At 72.6% G+C, this 15,767-nt stretch carries 14 protein-coding genes; 1 reads left to right on the top strand and 13 read right to left on the bottom strand.

What is annotated here, in order from left to right:
* Positions 1-5: 5 nt before the first annotated feature.
* Positions 6-767, bottom strand: a complete 762-nt coding sequence (locus tag VGE38_RS14705) for an enoyl-CoA hydratase family protein (protein WP_331143302.1) — start codon at positions 765-767, stop codon at positions 6-8.
* A 75-nt stretch (positions 768-842) separates the two neighbouring features.
* On the opposite strand from VGE38_RS14705, the gene VGE38_RS14700 reads away from it, so the two are divergent.
* Positions 843-1,400 (top strand): protein-L-isoaspartate O-methyltransferase family protein, encoded by a 558-nt coding sequence (locus VGE38_RS14700; protein ID WP_331143301.1) that lies wholly within the window; start codon positions 843-845, stop codon positions 1,398-1,400.
* Positions 1,401-1,415: 15 nt separating this feature from the next.
* Here the strand turns inward: VGE38_RS14700 and VGE38_RS14695 are convergent, their stop codons facing one another.
* From VGE38_RS14695 to VGE38_RS14640, 12 genes are all read right to left on the bottom strand, one after another.
* A complete protein-coding gene (locus VGE38_RS14695; RefSeq protein ID WP_331143300.1) occupies positions 1,416-2,510 on the bottom strand; it encodes a YihY/virulence factor BrkB family protein in 1,095 nt (364 codons plus the stop codon).
* 9 nt (positions 2,511-2,519) lie between these two features.
* Positions 2,520-3,761, bottom strand: coding sequence for a DNA polymerase IV (gene dinB / locus VGE38_RS14690; RefSeq protein ID WP_331143299.1), 1,242 nt, complete (start codon positions 3,759-3,761; stop codon positions 2,520-2,522).
* Positions 3,762-3,879: 118 nt separating this feature from the next.
* Entirely contained in the window at positions 3,880-5,055 is a 1,176-nt protein-coding gene (locus VGE38_RS14685) for an acyl-CoA dehydrogenase family protein (RefSeq protein ID WP_331143298.1), read from the bottom strand.
* The gene (locus VGE38_RS14680) at positions 5,052-7,049 is read right to left on the bottom strand and encodes an acetyl/propionyl/methylcrotonyl-CoA carboxylase subunit alpha (RefSeq protein WP_331143297.1); all 1,998 of its coding nucleotides are present in this window, start codon (positions 7,047-7,049) and stop codon (positions 5,052-5,054) included. Before VGE38_RS14680 ends, VGE38_RS14685 begins: the two co-directional genes overlap by 4 nt.
* Positions 7,050-7,051: 2 nt before the next feature.
* Positions 7,052-8,665, bottom strand: coding sequence for an acyl-CoA carboxylase subunit beta (locus VGE38_RS14675; RefSeq protein WP_331143296.1), 1,614 nt, complete (start codon positions 8,663-8,665; stop codon positions 7,052-7,054).
* A complete protein-coding gene (locus VGE38_RS14670; RefSeq protein WP_331143295.1) occupies positions 8,662-9,135 on the bottom strand; it encodes an SRPBCC family protein in 474 nt (157 codons plus the stop codon). Before VGE38_RS14670 ends, VGE38_RS14675 begins: the two co-directional genes overlap by 4 nt.
* Positions 9,132-10,256: an acyl-CoA dehydrogenase family protein gene (locus VGE38_RS14665; protein WP_331143294.1), complete on the bottom strand. Its 1,125-nt coding sequence runs from the start codon at positions 10,254-10,256 to the stop codon at positions 9,132-9,134. The genes VGE38_RS14670 and VGE38_RS14665 overlap by 4 nt, the downstream gene beginning before the upstream one ends.
* A gap of 59 nt (positions 10,257-10,315) precedes the next feature.
* Positions 10,316-12,091: an acyclic terpene utilization AtuA family protein gene (locus VGE38_RS14660; protein WP_331143293.1), complete on the bottom strand. Its 1,776-nt coding sequence runs from the start codon at positions 12,089-12,091 to the stop codon at positions 10,316-10,318.
* Positions 12,084-12,890, bottom strand: a complete 807-nt coding sequence (locus VGE38_RS14655) for a TIGR03084 family metal-binding protein (RefSeq protein ID WP_331143292.1) — start codon at positions 12,888-12,890, stop codon at positions 12,084-12,086. Before VGE38_RS14655 ends, VGE38_RS14660 begins: the two co-directional genes overlap by 8 nt.
* Positions 12,887-13,504 (bottom strand): TetR/AcrR family transcriptional regulator, encoded by a 618-nt coding sequence (locus tag VGE38_RS14650; protein ID WP_331143291.1) that lies wholly within the window; start codon positions 13,502-13,504, stop codon positions 12,887-12,889. The genes VGE38_RS14655 and VGE38_RS14650 overlap by 4 nt, the downstream gene beginning before the upstream one ends.
* Before the next feature lie 302 nt (positions 13,505-13,806).
* A complete protein-coding gene (locus tag VGE38_RS14645) occupies positions 13,807-15,441 on the bottom strand; it encodes a PP2C family protein-serine/threonine phosphatase (RefSeq protein WP_331143290.1) in 1,635 nt (544 codons plus the stop codon).
* On the bottom strand, positions 15,438-15,752 hold the full coding sequence (locus tag VGE38_RS14640; protein ID WP_331143289.1) for an STAS domain-containing protein: 315 nt from the start codon (positions 15,750-15,752) through the stop codon (positions 15,438-15,440). Before VGE38_RS14640 ends, VGE38_RS14645 begins: the two co-directional genes overlap by 4 nt.
* Positions 15,753-15,767 lie beyond the last annotated feature (15 nt).

Raw genomic sequence — 15,767 nt, 5'->3', positions numbered from 1 at the left:
GACAATCAGCCCTTCGGACGCGACAGGAACGCCAGCATCGCCTCGCGGGCCTCGTCGGAGCCGAACAGCCGCGCGCTGAGCTGGGACAGGTCCTCGCCCCGGGCGTCGATGCGCTCCAGCAGGTCGCGCGAGAGCAGCCCCTTGGTCTCCCGCAGCCCCTGGGCGGCGCCGGTCGCGAGGCTGGCGCAGACCCGCTCCACCTCCGCGTCGAGGTCGTCGGCCGGCACGGCCCTGGTCACCAGCCCCATCGCCACCGCGTCGGCGGCGGTGAACGTCTCACCGGTGAGGAAGGCGTACGACGCGGCGCGGCTGGTCAGCCGCGGCAGGACGGTCAGCGAGATGGCCGCGGGGGTCAGTCCGAGCTTCACCTCGGTCAGCGCGAACGTCGCCGGCTCGGCCGCGACGACGATGTCCGCGGCGGCCACGATCCCGATGCCACCGGCGCGCACCGCTCCCTGCAGCCGCACCACGACCGGCTTGGTGTGCGCGACGATGCTGCGCTGCAGCGCGACGATGGCGCGGGCGCCCTCGACCATCGGGACCGTCGCCGCCTCGGACAGATCGGCGCCGGAGCAGAACACCTTCCCGGTCGCGGCGAGCACGACGACCTTGACCGTGTCGTCCGCGTCGGCCTCGGCCAGCCGACCGGCCAGCTCGGTCACGAGCTGCCGGGAGAGCGCGTTGCGGTTGTGCGGGGAGTCGAGGGTGATCGTCGCGACGTCGCCGCTGACGACGTAGTGGACCAGTTCCGGAGTGTCCTCAGCCATGGCGGTCATCCTGCCCGATCGCACCGCCCTCGTGGCCCGATGACCTCGCGCCCGCGCGGCGCGCACACTGGAGGGGTGGACAGGGTCCAGGCGGCCTTCCGGGCGAGTCCGCGCGCGTGGTTCCTCCCGGTGTCGCAGCGCTGGCGGGCGTCGTACGACGGCCCGCTGCCGCTGCCCGCGGGACAGACCAACTCCCAGCCCCGCACCGTCGAGGCGATGCTGCGTCTGCTCGACGTGCAGCCGGGGCAGCGCGTGCTCGACGTCGGGGCCGGCTCGGGCTGGACGACCGCGCTGCTCGCGCACCTGACCGGCCCGACCGGGGAGGTCGTCGGTGTGGAGCTCGAGCCGGAGCTGGTCACGCTCGGGACCCGCCACCTGGCGGCGACCGGGCGGCGGTGGGCCAGCATCCGGCAGGCCGAACCCGGCGTACTGGGAGCGCCCGCGCTGGCGCCGTACGACCGGATCCTGGTCTCCGCCGACGCCACCCACCTGCCGCGTCAGCTGTGCGACCAGCTCGCCGACGGCGGCCGGATGGTGCTGCCGGTGGGCGGTGTCATGCACCTGGTGGAGCGGGCGGGGGAGGAGTTCGCGGTCAGCCGGCACGGCACCTACCGGTTCGTGCCGCTGCGGTGAGGACGAGCCGACGGACTACAGGTGCGGACCGCGCCGTGGGTCGGTGTCGCGCTCGTGCGGACTGCGCTCCTGCGGCGACGCGCGACGCGGCTTCTTGCGCGCCCAGGCGGGGTCCATGACGATCTCGTGGGTGTCCCCGTCACGGCCGTCGAAGGACACCGCGACGGTCTCGAACCCCTTGTGCCGGTTCATCAGCGCGTACGACGCGTAGGCGCGCCGGTCCGCCTCGGTCAGGTCCACCGCGTCGGTGAACGGCGTCAGCAGGGCGCGCGGCCACAGCCGGCGGACCAGCACGACGTTGACCTCGATGCCGAGCACGCCCATGACGCTGGCGATGTAGATGAACGCCACCAGGCCCAGGACGGTGGCGAAGGTCTTGTTCATCCCCTGCGCCTCGTTGATGACCTGCGTGACGTAGACGGCCCCAGCCCACTGCAGCCCCTGCCACAGGAAGGCGAGCGTGAAGCCGCCGGGAGCCGCGCTGCGCAGCAGGTGCTCCCGGGTGGTCGCGAACCGCATCAGCAGCGTCAGCACGGTCCCCACGACCAGCACCGAGGCCAGGGCGATCAGCCACCGCAGCGTGGTGTCGATCCGTCCCCCGAACACCTGGGTGTTGCTGCCGATGGTGGAGATGAGCGACACCCCGAGCACGGCCAGACCCGCGGTGGCGAGCAGGCCGAGGCTACGCAGCCGCAGCAGGAACGGGTTGGGGCGGCTGTTGCGCGGCACCGACCAGGCGGTGTTGACGGTGTTCTGGATCGCCAGGCCGAGCCCCATCGCGCCGTAGAGGGCGACCAGGGCACCGGCCACCGCGCCGGCCGTCGACCCCCGCAGGCCCTCCGGCCGGCCCAGCTCGTCGCCGATGATGGGGAACTGGTGCAGTGCGCTGTCGAGCAGCGTCTCCTGCAGCCCGGGATTGTCGTCGAGCAGGAAGCCGAGGATCGAGCTCCCGAGCAGCATGAGCGGGAAGATCGCGACGAAGGCGTAGTAGGTGAGGATCGCGGCCAGGTAGTTGCCCTGGTCGTCGAAGAACTTGTAGACCACGCCCAGCGGGAACCCCAGCGGGGAGAACCGGCGCTGGGTCCGGTCGACCGCACCGAGGACGCCCACGAGGTCAGGCTAACGGGATCGCGGTCCGGGGTCCGGGAGCGTGGGCATCTCGACGCCCGCGTGGCGGCCGATCATCGCGGCGCGCACCACGGCACTGCCGCCGTACCGCTCCCGCAGGTCGTCGAGCGCGCCGTCGAGCCGGGCACGTTCGCGGGTCCCGCGGCCGTCGACGCCCTCCAGGTGCAGCGGCAGCTCCAGCTGCTCGTCGCGACCGGTCTCGACCAGGCCGGAGACCGAGATGCCGATCAACGTGCACCCGCGCTCCTCGATCAGCGGCCGGGCGGTGTGCAACAGGCCGCGGCCGGCCTGGAGCCAGTCGGCGGTCGCGGCCGTCGCGCGGGGCAGGGTCGTCGCCCGCGTGACGCGGGTGTAGTCGTCGAACCGCAGCCGCAGCGTGACCGTCCGGCCCGCGCGCTCGCCGCCGCGCAGCCGTCGCGACACCCGGTCCACGAGGGCGGCGAGCAGCGCCTCCAGCTCCTCGTGGGTACGCCGGCCACGACCGATCGCGGACTGCGCTCCGACCGAGCGCCGCCGCCGGCCGGTCTCCACCGGCCGAGGGTCGCGCAGGCGGGCCAGCGCGTGCAGGTGCCGGCCGGCCGCCTTGCCGACGACGTGGGCGAGCTCGGACTCCTCGCGCCGCGCCAGGTCGCCGAGGGTCCGGATGCCGTCGGCGTGCAGCTTGGCGGCCGTGACGGCGCCGACGCCCCACAGCCGCTCGACCGGCAGCGGATGGAGGAAGTGCTCCTCGCCGTGCGGCGGGACGTGCAGCAGGCCGTCGGGCTTGCTGACGGCGCTGGCGACCTTGGCGAGGTACTTCGTGCGGGCGACCCCCACCGAGATCGGCAGCCCGACCTCCTCGCGGACCCGTCGGCGCAGCGCGACCGCGATGTCGACCGGCTCGCCGACCAGCCGGCGCAGTCCTCCCACCTCGAGGAACGCCTCGTCGATGGAGATGCCCTCCACGAGCGGCGTCGTGTCGCGGAAGATCTCGAAGACCGCCCGGCTGGCGGCGACGTAGGCGTCGAACCGCGCCGGGACGACGATCGCCTCCGGGCACAGCCGGGCCGCCTGTCGCCCGCCCATGGCCGAGCGGACGCCGAAGGCCTTCGCCTCGTAGCTGGCCGCGAGCACGACGCCGCCCCCGACGATCACCGGACGGCCGCGCAGCCGCGGGTCGTCGCGCTGCTCCACCGACGCGAAGAAGGAGTCGAGGTCGGCGTGCAGGATGCTCGCGGTCTCGCTCTCGGTCATCCGACCATGATCGAACACCTGTTCGATCAGAGCAAGCGCTGGCACCTGACGCCGCCAACCGGCGACCGGCGTGTCGCCGTCGGAGACGTCAGGTGCCCGCCGAGAGCCGCAGGGAAGCTCAGTACGACTTGGGCAGCCCCAGCGAGTGCATCGCGACGAAGTTGAGGATCATCTCCCGGCTGACGGGGGCGATCCGGCCCAGCCGCGCGGCGACCAGCTGGTTGGCCAGGCCGTACTCCACCGTCAGGCCGTTCCCGCCGTGGGTGTGCACGGCGACGTCCGTGGCGTTGCAGGCAACCTCGCCGCCGGCGTACTTCGCCATGTTGGCGTACTCCCCGGCCGTGAAGTCGTCGCCCGCGTCGTAGAGCGCGGCCGCCTTCTGCCACAGCAGCCGGGCCTGCTCGAGCTCGATCTTCACCTTCGCGAGCGGGTGGGCGATGCCCTGGTGGGCGCCGATCGGCTGCTCCTTCCAGACCGCCCGGGTCGTGGCGTACTCCACCGCCTTGTCCAGCGCGTAGCGCGCCATGCCGCAGGAGAGCGCCCCGCCCATGATCCGCTCGGGGTTGAGGCCGGCGAAGAGCTGCCACAGGCCGCCGTCGGCACTCTCGGGGTCTCCTACCAGCGCGTCAGCCGGGACCCGGACGTCGTCGAGGAAGAGCGTGAACTGCTTCTCCGGCGCCTGCCACGCCATCGGGATGACCTGCTTGGTGAACCCGGGGGCGTCGGTCGGCACCACGAAGAGCGCCGGCTTGAGCTTGCCGGTCTTGGCGTCCTCAGTGCGGCTGACGATCAGCACCGACTGCGCCTCGTCGACCCCGGAGATGAACGTCTTCTGGCCCCTCAGCACCCACCCGTCCCCATCCCGGGTCGCGGTGGTGGTGATCTGGTGGGAGTTCGACCCGGCGTCGGCCTCGGTGATGCCGAAGGCCATCAGCAGCGTGCCGTCGGCGATGCCGGGCAGCCACCGCTGCTTCTGCGCCGGCGTCCCGCAGCGCGCGATGATCGAGCCGCAGATCGCCGGGCTGACGACCATCATCAGCAGCGGCGCACCAGCCGCGGCGGCCTCCTCGAGGACGGCCGCCAGGTCCGCCATGCCGCCGCCACCGCCGCCGTACTCCTCGGGGAGGTTGACGCCGAGGAACCCGCTGCGGCCCATCTCGAGCCACATCTCGGTCATCTTGCCGCCCTCGCGGGCCTGCTTCGCGACGAAGTCGTGACCGTACTTGCCGGCCAGCTTGGCGACCGCCTCGCGCAGCGCGACGCGCTCCTCGGGCTCGGTGAACATGCCGGTCATCCCTGCTCCTCGGTGCTCTCGCTCTGCGTGGCGTCGTCGACGACGGCGAGCACGGTGCCCGCCTCGACCTGCTGGCCGACGCTTGCGGCCAGCTCGGTCACGGTGCCGGCGTACGGCGCCGCGATGGTGTGCTGCATCTTCATGGCCTCCATCACGAGGATGGGCTGGCCCTCGGTGACGGTCTCGCCCACCGCCGCGTGCACGGCGATGACGCTGCCGGGCATCGGTGCGAGCAGCGAGCCGGCCGCGACCTGCGTCGTGGGGTCGACGAACCGCGGCGTGCGCAGCAGCGCGGTGTGGCCGTACGGCGAGTCGACGTCGACCCGCTCCCGGCCCGGCTCGCCGTCGACCGCGACGTCGTACGTCGTCCGGACACCGTCGCGCTCGAGCACGACCACCCATTCGCTGGTCGAGCAGGCCTGCGAGGAACGAGCAGGCCGTGTCGAGACCACGGTGAACCCGTCGACCGCGTAGCCGCGCCGGGTGCCGAGCCACTCGACGACCGTGCCGTCCTCGAACTCCGTGCGCTGCGGCCGGCTGGTGACGTTGCGCCAGCCGACCGGGATGCGCTGCTGGACCGTGCGCCGCGCCGCGGCCCGCTCGGTCAGCGCGATCGTCGCCGCGACCGGCGCTCCGGTGTCCTTCTCCAGATCCTGGCCGGCCCCCTCGACCTGGCCGGTCCGGCCGGCCGCATGCTCGGCGAGGAAGGCCGTGGAGACCTGCTCGCCCAGGAAGGCCGGCGACTCCAGCACCGAGACCAGCAGGTCCCGGTTGGTGCGCACGCCGTGGATCCGCGCCCGTCGCAGGGTCGCGGCGAGCAGTCCGGCCGCCTCGCGACGCGTCGGCGCGGTCGCGATGACCTTCGCCAGCATCGCGTCGTAGAAGGTGCTGACCGTCGAGCCGGAGCGGTAGCCCGCCTCGACCCTGATGCCGCTGCTGCCCCCGGTCGGCCCGGTCGGAGCGGAGATCTCGAACCGGCTCAGCCGCCCCGACTGCGGCTGGTAGTCCGCCTCCGGGTCCTCGGCGTAGAGCCGCACCTCGATCGAGTGCCCGACCGGGTCGTCGGTCCAGCCCATGATCCAGTCGCCGTTCGCCGCCTGGAGCTGCAGCTCGACCAGGTCGACCCCGAAGACCTCCTCGGTCACCGGGTGCTCCACCTGGAGCCGGGTGTTCATCTCCAGGAACCAGAACCGCTCGGTCGCCTCGTCGTAGAGGAACTCCACCGTCCCGGCGCCGCGGTAGTCGATCGCCTCGGCGGCGTTCCGGGCGGCCTCGTGCAGCGCGGTCCGGACGTGGTCGGGCAGACCCGGAGCGGGCGCCTCCTCGACGACCTTCTGGTGCCGCCGCGGGATCGAGCAGTCGCGGTCGCCGAAGACCATCGTGCCGACGAGCTGCACCTCGACGTGACGGCCGCGCTCGACGTACGGCTCCACGAAGACGGTGCCGTCACCGAACGCCGACTCCGCCTCCGCCCGCGCCGTCGCGATCTCGCGCTCGAGGTCGGCCAGCGAGCGCACGATCCGCATGCCGCGACCGCCACCGCCCGCCGACGCCTTGACCAGCAGCGGCAGGTCGGCCTCGGTCGGCGCCTCCGGCGCCTCCAGGACGGGTACGCCGGCGGCCTTCATGATCGCCTTGGCGCCGATCTTCGAGCCCATCGCCTCGATCGACTCCGGCGACGGGCCGATCCACGTCAGGCCGGCGTCGATCACCGCCCGGGCGAAGTCGGCGCTCTCGGAGAGGAAGCCGTAGCCGGGGTGGACGGCGTCGGCGCCGGCCCGGCGCGCGGCCTCGATGACCAGGTCGCCGCGCAGGTAGGTCTCGCCCGGCGTGTTGCCGGGCAGCCGGACGGCGAAGTCGGCGTCGCCGACGTAGGGCAGCGCCTCGTCGGCGTCGGAGAAGACGGCGACAGTGGAGATGCCGAGCCTTCGGCAGGTGCGGAAGACGCGCGAGGCGATCTCGGCCCGGTTGGCGACGAGGACTCTCTTGATCACGGTCACAGTCGAAACACCCCGAAGTTCATGGCGCCCTCGATCGGCTGGTTGGCGATGACGGACAGGCAGATGCCCAGGACGGTGCGGGTATCGCGCGGGTCGATGACGCCGTCGTCGTAGACCATGCCCGAGAGGAAGTAGGGCAGCGACTGCTCCTCCACCATCGACTCGACCATGTCCTTGATGCCCTGGAAGCCCTCGGCGTCGAAGGGCTGGCCCTTGGACTCCGCGGACTGGCGCGCGACGATCTCCATGACGCCGGCCAGCTGCGCCGGACCCATGACCGCCGACTTCGCCGAGGGCCAGGTGAACAGGAAGCGCGGGTCGTAGGCACGGCCGTTCATGCCGTAGTTCCCGGCGCCGTAGGAGGCGCCCATGATCACCGTGAGGTGCGGGACCTTCGAGTTGGAGACGGCGTTGATCATCTGGGCGCCGTGCTTGATGATCCCGCCCTGCTCGTACTCCTTGCCGACCATGTAGCCGGTGGTGTTGTGCAGGAACAGCAGCGGCGTGTCCTTCTGGTTGGCCAGCTGGATGAACTGCGCCGCCTTCTGCGCCTCCTCGCTCATCAACACGCCGCGAGCGTTCGCGAGGATGCCGATCGGGTGGCCGTGCAGCCGCGCCCAGCCGACGCACAGGGCAGAGCCGTAGAGCGGCTTGAACTCGTCGAACGCCACCGCGTTGTCCGAACCGTTGGTCGAGCCCGTCGAGACCCCGTCGACGATGCGCAGGATCGCCTCGCGCGGGTCGAACGGCTCCTTGAGGTCGGTCGGGATCAGGTCGAGCAGCTCCTCGGGGTCGAGGTCCGGCTCGGCGTACGTCGGCGCCGGGCTCGGGCCGCGCTTGCGCCAGTTGAGCCGCGCCACGATCCGGCGGGCGATGCGCAGCGCGTCCCGCTCGTCCTCGGCGAGGTAGTCGGAGGAGCCGGAGACCCGTGAGTGCATCTCGGCCCCGCCGAGCGACTCGTCGTCGGTCTCCTCCCCGGTGGCCATCTTCACCAGGGGCGGGCCGGCGAGGAAGACCTTCGCCTGCTGCTTGACCATGACGACGTAGTCGCTCATGCCAGGCACGTAGGCGCCGCCGGCGGTGGAGTTGCCGAACACGACCGAGATCGTCGGCTGCTTGCGCGCCGAGGCCCGGGTGAGGTCGCGGAAGCCGCGCCCGCCGGGGATGAAGATGTCCTTCTGCGTCGGCAGGTCCGCGCCGCCCGACTCGGTGAGGTTGATCGACGGCAGGCCGTTCTTCTCGGCGATCTCGGCGGCGCGGAACGACTTCTTCAGCGACCACGGGTTGAGGGCGCCGCCCTTCACGGTCGGGTCGTTGGCCACGATCATGCACTCGACGCCCTCGACGACGCCGATGCCGGTCACCAGCGAGGCACCGACGGTGAAGTCGGAGCCCCAGCCGGCCAACGGCATCAGCTCGAGGAACGCCGAGCCCTCGTCGACCAGCAGCTCGATCCGCTCGCGGGCGGTCAGCTTGCCGCGCGACTGGTGCCGGGCGACGTACTTCTCACCGCCGCCGGCCACCGCCTTCGCGTGCTCGGCGTCGAGCTCCTCGAGCTTGGCCAGCATGGCCTCGCGGTTGCTCACGGCCTCTCTCATGGCGCTGCTCATGACTCGAGCACCTCCTTCATCCTCTGCAGGGTGATCGTCATGCCGCGCTCGTTGGTGCGGCCGCGCAGCCGCCCCAGCAGCAGCCAGTACAGGCGCAGCGGCAGCTTCGGCTCGAGCCGGAAGTACTCCGTGACCAGCGTGCCGCCGTCGCGAGGCTCCAGCCGGTAGCCCCAGTTGTTGACCGCCACCTCGTCGGTGCCGACAGCGAACTCGAAGACCCGCTCGGGCTCGCAGACGGTGACGGTGCACGGCGTCCAGTACGTCGGCCCGACGCCGTTGCGCTTGACGTGGCCCTTGAACCGCGCGCCGACCGCCGGCCCGTCGTGGCCACTGCGCCACCGGGCCTCGAAGGTCTCCGGCGAGAACTCACCGATCCGGGTGACGTCGCTGACCAGGTCCCACACCTTCTCCGGCGGGGCGTCCATCCACAGCGAGACCTCACCGGTCATGGGCCGCAGCAGCCGCGTCATCGGATGTAACCCAACAGCTTGGCGGCCAGGTCGGTCATCACCTCGGTGGCGCCGCCCCCGATCGGCAGGATCCGGGAGTCGCGGTAGTGCCGCTCCACCTCGGTGCCGTGCATGTAGCCGGTGCCGCCGTGCAGCTGCACCGCCTGGTCGACCACCCAGTCGCAGGCCTCGACGGCCGTCTGCTTGGCGAGCGCCGCCTCGGCGATGACCTGCTCGTTCACGCCACCCGCGTCGACGTACCGCTGCGCGACCGCGTGCGTGTACGCCTTGGCGACCTCCACGCGCCGATGCATCTCGACGAGCTTGTGGCGCACCACCTGACGTGCGATCAGCGGCTCGCCGAAGGTGCGGCGCTCACGGCAGTACGCCGCCGTGAGGGCCAGGCTCCGGGCGGCGGTGCCATAGGCGTGGACCGCGAGCGCGATCCGCTCGGTGACGAACTGCTCGGCGATGTAGAAGAACCCGGCGTTCTCCTCGCCGACGAGGTTCTCCACCGGGACCCGCACGTCGACGTAGGACAGCTCGGCGGTGTCGGAGCAGTGCCACCCCATCTTGCGCAGCGACCTGGTCACGGTGAACCCGGGCGTGTCCTTGTCGACGACGAGCAGGCTGACGCCGCCGGCGCCCGGACCACCGGTGCGCACCGCGGTCGTGACGAAGTCGGCGCGCACCCCGGAGGTGATGAACGTCTTCGACCCGTTGACGACGTAGTGGTCGCCGTCGCGGACGGCGGTCGTCCGGATGCGCGCGACGTCGGAGCCGCCGTCGGGCTCGGTGATGCCGAGCGAGCCGATCAGCTCACCGGCCAGGGTCGGGCGGACGTAGCGCTCGATGAGGTCCGGCGAGCCGTGCGCGGCGATGTGCGGCAGCGCGATCCCGTGCGTGAACAGGCCGGCCAGCAGTCCGCTGGAGGCGCCCTCGGCGGTCATGCCCTCCTGCAGCGCGATGGTATCCAGCAGCGTGCCGCCCTCGCCGCCGACCGCCTCGGGGAAGCCGATGCCGAGCAGACCCTGCTTGGCCGCCACCTGGTGCAGGGACCGCGGCAGCTCGCCGGCGTCCTCCCACTCCTGCAGGTGCGGGAAGACCTCCCGCCGGGTGAACTCGGCGCCGAGAGACCACAAGTCGGGATTCGACGGGCCAGCACCCGGAACTCGCGGGGCCACAACCCGGGTTTCGGCGGTCATAGGAGGTCCTCCTGGATGTTGACGAGGCGGCTGCGGACCCACTCCCCGAGGCCCTTGGCCTGCGGGTCGAACCGGGTGCTGGCCGCGACACCGCGGCCGAGCAAGCCGCGGATGAGCACGTTGACGCCGCCGAGGTTCGGCAGCGGGTGGACCTCCACGTCGAGCGCCGCGGCCTCCGGGACCAGCTCACGCACCTTCTCGGGCGTGATGAGCTTGGCCAGCCACGCCGCGCGCCGCTCGCGGAGGTCGTCCGCGTAGGTCGAGCTGGTCGAGCTGGTCGAGACCCCCTGCGCGACCCAGAGCCCGAGGTTCGCGTCCCCGCCCTTGTCGCCCGAGCGCGCGTGCACGAAGCTGCCCAGCGGCGCCCGGCGCGTGACGACCTCGGCCGGGGCGGGCTGAGGCGCCGGACGCTGGGGCATCACGTCGGCCGGCTCGGCGAAGGTCGTCGGATCCGGCACCACCTCGGCGTCGGCGTCCCCCCGCAGCCGCACCACCGTGTGCGACACGGCCGCGCGGTCGACGTACGCCGCCGTGTAGTAGCCGAACGGCGTCGGCCGCGCGGGCGGGGCCGTGACGTGGAAGCCGGGGTAGGTTCCGAGCGCGAGCTCGATCACCGGAGCGGTGAGGTCCTTGCCGACCGGGTCGGCGGTGAGCGCCTGGACCGAGAGCCGCAGCAGGCAGCTGGCGCCCTCCTCCGTCGGGGAGTCCGGCTCGGGGACGCGGTACGTCGACCAGTCCAGCGCCGTCAGGGCGTCGCGGTCGACCGCGGCCTCGACCTGGGCCTTGATCCAGGCCGCCTTGGCGTCGATCTCGAGTCCGGTCAGCACGAACTCCACGGAGTTGCGGTACCCCCCGAGCTCGTTGACGCAGACCTTGAGCCGCGACGGCGGCGGCGTTCCCCGCACCCCGGTCACGGCGACCCGGTCCTCGCCCTGCTGCGTCAGCCGGATCGAGGTGAGGTCGGTGGTGACGTCGGGCCCGAGGTAGTGCTGCCCCTGGATCTCGTACATCAGCTGGGCGGTCACGGTGTCGACCGTGACGGCTCCGCCGGTGCCCGGGTGCTTGGTGATGACGCTCGAGCCGTCCGCGGCGATCTCCGCGATGGGGAACCCGAGCGGCTGCAGCCCGTCGGGCAGCCCACGGAACCCGCTGAAGTTGCCGCCGGTGGCCTGCGTGCCGCACTCGAGCACGTGGCCGGCGACGACCGCGCCGGCGAGCTGGTCGAGGTCGTCGTAGGCCCAGCCGTGGTGGGCGGCGGCCGGGCCGACGACGAGCGAGGCGTCGGTGACCCGCCCGGTGACGACGACGTCGGCCCCGTCCTGCAGCGCCCGGGCGATGCCGAACCCGCCGAGGTAGGCGTTGGCGGTCAGCGCCGCCCGGCTGAGGCCGAGCTCCGCAGCGAGGCCGCGGACGTCGTCGCCGGCGACGTACGCGATGCGCGGGTCGAGCCCGAGGCCGGTGGCCACCTCGCGCAGCCGCTCGGCCAGCCCGGCCGGGTTGAGACCGCCCGCGTTCGCGACGATCCGGACCCCGCGCTCCAGGGCGAGCCCGAGGCAGTCCTCGGCCTGCCGGACGAAGGTCTTCGCATAGCCGCCGGACGGGTCCTTGAGGGTGTCCTTGCCGAGGATGAGCATGGTCAGCTCGGCCAGGTAGTCACCGGTGAGCACGTCGAGCGGACCGCCCTCGAGCATCTCGCGCATCGCGGAGAGGCGGTCGCCGTAGAAGCCGGAGCAGTTGCCGACGACGAGCGGCGAGGTGGTCGTCTCAGCCACGGCGGTCACGTCCCTTCCCGGGAGGACCCGCGAAGGCCTGGGCGATGCGCAGCCACTGCTCGGCGTCCTCGCCCTCCGCCACGAGCGCGGTGTCGTCGCGGTGGATGCGCTGCGTGACGAGCCGCGCGAAGTCGTACGCCGGCCCCGTCACCCGCTGCGCCGCGTCGTCCGGACCCCACGTCCACACGTCGCCGCTCGGACCGACCAGCTCGACGCGGACCTCGGCGTCCGGCACCTCCAGGCCGCGGGCGGCGTAGGCGAAGCCGCGGGTGCGGACCCCGAGATGGCACACGTGCCGCACGCCGTCGGTGACCTGCGGCGTGATGCCGAGCGCGTCGTAGACGTCGTGCGCGTGCGCCCAGGTCTCCATCAGCCGGGCGGTCGCCATGGAGGCGGGCGACATCGGCGGACCGAACCACGGCAGCTTGCCGTCGGCCGAGCGGAGCGCCGCGACCAGCGCCGCACGGCCGGCGTCCCACCGGGCGAGGAGCTGCTCCGTCGTTCCGGTTGCGAGCGCCGCGGCACCGTCGTCGACGAAGCCCTCCGGGTCCGCGATGGCGCTCAGGACGAGCGCGTCCCAGTCGGACTTGTCGCCGGCGGCGGCTCGGGCGGCCAGCACGGCCGCCTCGTCGGTCCAGGCCAGGTGGGCGACCTGGGTGGCCACGTCCCAGCCCTCGGCGGGGGTCGGCGTCCGCCACCCGCCGGTGGCGGAGTCGTCGAGCCCGACGACGGTCGCCCGGAGCCGGTCGCCCTCGGCGGCGAGATCGGCGAGCAGCTGGTCGAGGACGGGGTTGGTCATGGCAGCTCCCTGTTGATCTCGCGGTCGAGGACGGCCGCCCAGCGGTCCAGGATGCGCTGACGACGCCGGGCGTCGTCGCTGATGGTGTTGGCCAGGCCGAGGCCGCGCACCAGGTCGAGGGTCGCCTGGACCAGCTCACGTACGCCGTCGCGCGACTCGTCCGCGTCGAGCAGCTCGACGGTGAGCCGGTGCACCTCCCGGCCGACGCGCTCCTCGAGGGGTCCGACGGCCGCGAGCAGGTCCGGGTCTGTCCGCGCGGCGACCCAGAGCTCCAGGGCGGCGGTGAAGACCGGTGAGGTGAAGTGGTCGGCGAGCATCTCGAGGATGGCGCGGGTCCGGTGCGACCCCGTCGGCAGTGCCGCCGTGGCGGCCTCGAGCTCCTCGCCGCGGATCCGGGTGACGTGGTCGACGGCCGCGAGAACGAGCGCGTTCTTCGTCGGGAAGTGGTGCAGCTGCGCACCGCGGCTGACCCCGGCCCGCTCGGAGACCAGCGTGGTCGACGTGCCGCTGAAGCCGCGCTCCACCAGGCACTCCACGGTCGCCTCGAGCAGCCGCGCCCGCATCGCCCGCGTGCGCTCCTCCTGCGGCACACGCGCCGCCATGGGTTGGCTCACCCGCCGAAGCATGGCCGCTCACAAACAAACAGTCAACCCTGACTTTTTCTCGAGTCCCGGGTTCCCGTGGGTTGAGACCCGGGTTTCAGAGGGTCGAGACCCGGGTTCCTGCTGGCTCGACGGCCCTACAGCGACACTTGGTGCCGATTTGCTCGCCGTAGTGGCCGCTCCAATAATCGGCGTCGGCGAGGAGAGGGAGCTCCTCCTGCTGTTTCCCGTGACAGCAGTGGCGGAGTGGTGAACGGAATGAGACCCCCCACGCGTTCACCGCTCCGCCGCCACCTCGTCAGGCGCAGGACGCCTCAGTAGGCACCGGTCCAGCGCAGGGCGAGCGCGGCGATGTCATCGGCGGTGTCGGCGCGGCGCAGCGACGCCACGGCGTGGGCGACCATCTCCTCGGGCGACTTCGCTGCCGCCGTACGGAGCGTGGCGGCCAGCCGCGCCGTGCCGGCGTCGATGTCCTCGCCGCGCCGCTCCACGAGGCCGTCGGTGAAGCAGAAGAGCGTGGCGCCGGCCGGCACCTGCACGGTCGTCTCGGCGTACGTCGCCGGCCCGATGCCGAGCGGGCGACCGGGCGGCACCGACACGGGCTCGACCACGCCGTTGACCAGCATCGGCGCGGGGTGGCCGGCGTTGGCGAGGATCAGCTCCCCGGTCCGCGCGTCGCCGACACCGACCAGCACGGTGGTGAGGTGCCCATCGGCCTCGATGTCGAACTGGTGGGAGCATCGCTCGAGGACCGCCGCGGGTCCATGGCCGTCCAGCAGGTAGGCGCGCACGGTGAACCGGGCCTGCGCCATGACCGCGACGGTGTCGACGCCGCGCCCGGACACGTCGCCGACGACGAAGCCGAAGCGATGCTCGTCGAGCGCCACGACGCTGTACCAGTCACCGCCGATGTCGATGCCGCGCGCCCCGGCGACGTACCGCGACGCGAACTCCGCCTGTGGCAGCGTCGGCATCGCGCTGGGCAGCAGCGCCCGCTGCAGCCGCTCGAACAGGTCGCGCTGCTGTCCGTAGAGCGCGTCGACCTGCTGGTAGAGCTCGGTGATGGTGGTCGCGTCGTCCTCGGCGGACCGGCGGGCTCGCGCGAGCCGGTGTGCGGTGCCGGCGCCGACCAGCGTGGCGAGCAGACCACCGAGCAGGAGCCAGGTCGGCAGCCACCGGCTGAGCGAGGAGCCCAGGTGGACCCGGGGCGAGGTGACCAAGGTGAGCACGGTGTCGCCGAACCGGATCTCGTCGCGAGCGGTGTCGCCGTCCAGCGGCAGCGTCGCCGGCGGCACGTCGGTCGTGGTCAGCGCTTCCGGCGTGACCTCCCGGCCGAGGTAGATGGCGTAGTGCAGGTCGGCGTACGCCGAGTTCGTGTCGACGGGGGCGCGCCGGTCGGCCGGGATCGCGCGCTCGGCGTACACCGCGTAGCCGGTCACGGGGTCGGCCTGCGCCCACGCGATGCGGGCACGGTCGCCGATGCGAAGCTGCTCGGCTGTGGGGGTTGTGTGCTCGAACGCCCGCAGGACGTAGCTCCGGGTGGCCGGGTCGTCGAGAGAGACGGCCGGGGCCTCGCCGGTGCTGGCGATCGGCTCCACCGTGTCGCCGCGGCGCTGCCAGAGCGAGGCGCCCACGAACATCTTGTCCGGCCCGACGAAGCTGACCATGAACCGCCGAAACGCCTTGGTCCGGTCCGACGGCGCCGCCACCCGCTGCACGCTCAGGGCAGTGCCGAGCGGCCGCTCGATCAACTGGACGGCCGACGTCAGGACCGAGGCCGCCTGGCGCGTCTGGGACTCGAGCAGCCGCTGCTCGGTGTTCGCGTCGACGCGCGCGGCTGCCCAGGCGGCGGTCCCCGTGAGCAACATGCCGGCAGCGACGATGCCGGCGGCGAGCCTCCTGGCCTCGCGACGCCCGTCCGTGGCGGCCGGGCGTTCGTGCGGCGTCACTGGTCGGTGTCCGTCGGGAACAGGTCGGCGAGGCCGGTGAGGGAGAGGATGCGCGTGACCGGTCGCGGGGGGTTGCGCAGTCGGAGCGACCGGCCGGCATCCACAGCCTGCTGTTGCAGCCGGACCAGCGCGCCCAGGCCGCTGGAGTCGATGAAGGTCACGTCCGCGACGTCGAGCGCGACGACCTTCGCGTCCGAACGGAGCAGCGGCTCGGTATGGGCGAGGAGCTCGCCGTGGCTGGCGATGTCGAGCTCACCCGAGATGCGGACCACCGCGACGCCGCCGTCGAGGGACGTCGTGAACGCAGCCATGCCATACCAACTTCC

It is taken from the genome of Nocardioides sp. (assembly GCF_036405735.1).
Classification (GTDB): Bacteria; Actinomycetota; Actinomycetes; order Propionibacteriales; family Nocardioidaceae; genus Nocardioides.
The sequence above is the reverse complement of the archived record's forward strand: the minus strand, read 5'-3'. Positions and strand labels throughout refer to the sequence as shown.

Excerpts from the sequence above, each read along its gene's own strand:
- VGE38_RS14685 (WP_331143298.1), bottom strand. The coding sequence starts at position 5,055 with ATGACCGGCATGTTCACCGAGCCCGAGGAGCGCGTCGCGCTGCGCGAG.
- VGE38_RS14640 (WP_331143289.1), bottom strand. The coding sequence starts at position 15,752 with ATGGCTGCGTTCACGACGTCCCTCGACGGCGGCGTCGCGGTGGTCCGC.
- VGE38_RS14655 (WP_331143292.1), bottom strand. The coding sequence starts at position 12,890 with ATGACCAACCCCGTCCTCGACCAGCTGCTCGCCGATCTCGCCGCCGAG.
- VGE38_RS14705 (WP_331143302.1), bottom strand. The coding sequence starts at position 767 with ATGGCTGAGGACACTCCGGAACTGGTCCACTACGTCGTCAGCGGCGAC.
- VGE38_RS14670 (WP_331143295.1), bottom strand. The coding sequence starts at position 9,135 with ATGACGCGGCTGCTGCGGCCCATGACCGGTGAGGTCTCGCTGTGGATG.
- dinB (WP_331143299.1), bottom strand. The coding sequence starts at position 3,761 with ATGACCGAGAGCGAGACCGCGAGCATCCTGCACGCCGACCTCGACTCC.
- VGE38_RS14675 (WP_331143296.1), bottom strand. The coding sequence starts at position 8,665 with ATGAGCAGCGCCATGAGAGAGGCCGTGAGCAACCGCGAGGCCATGCTG.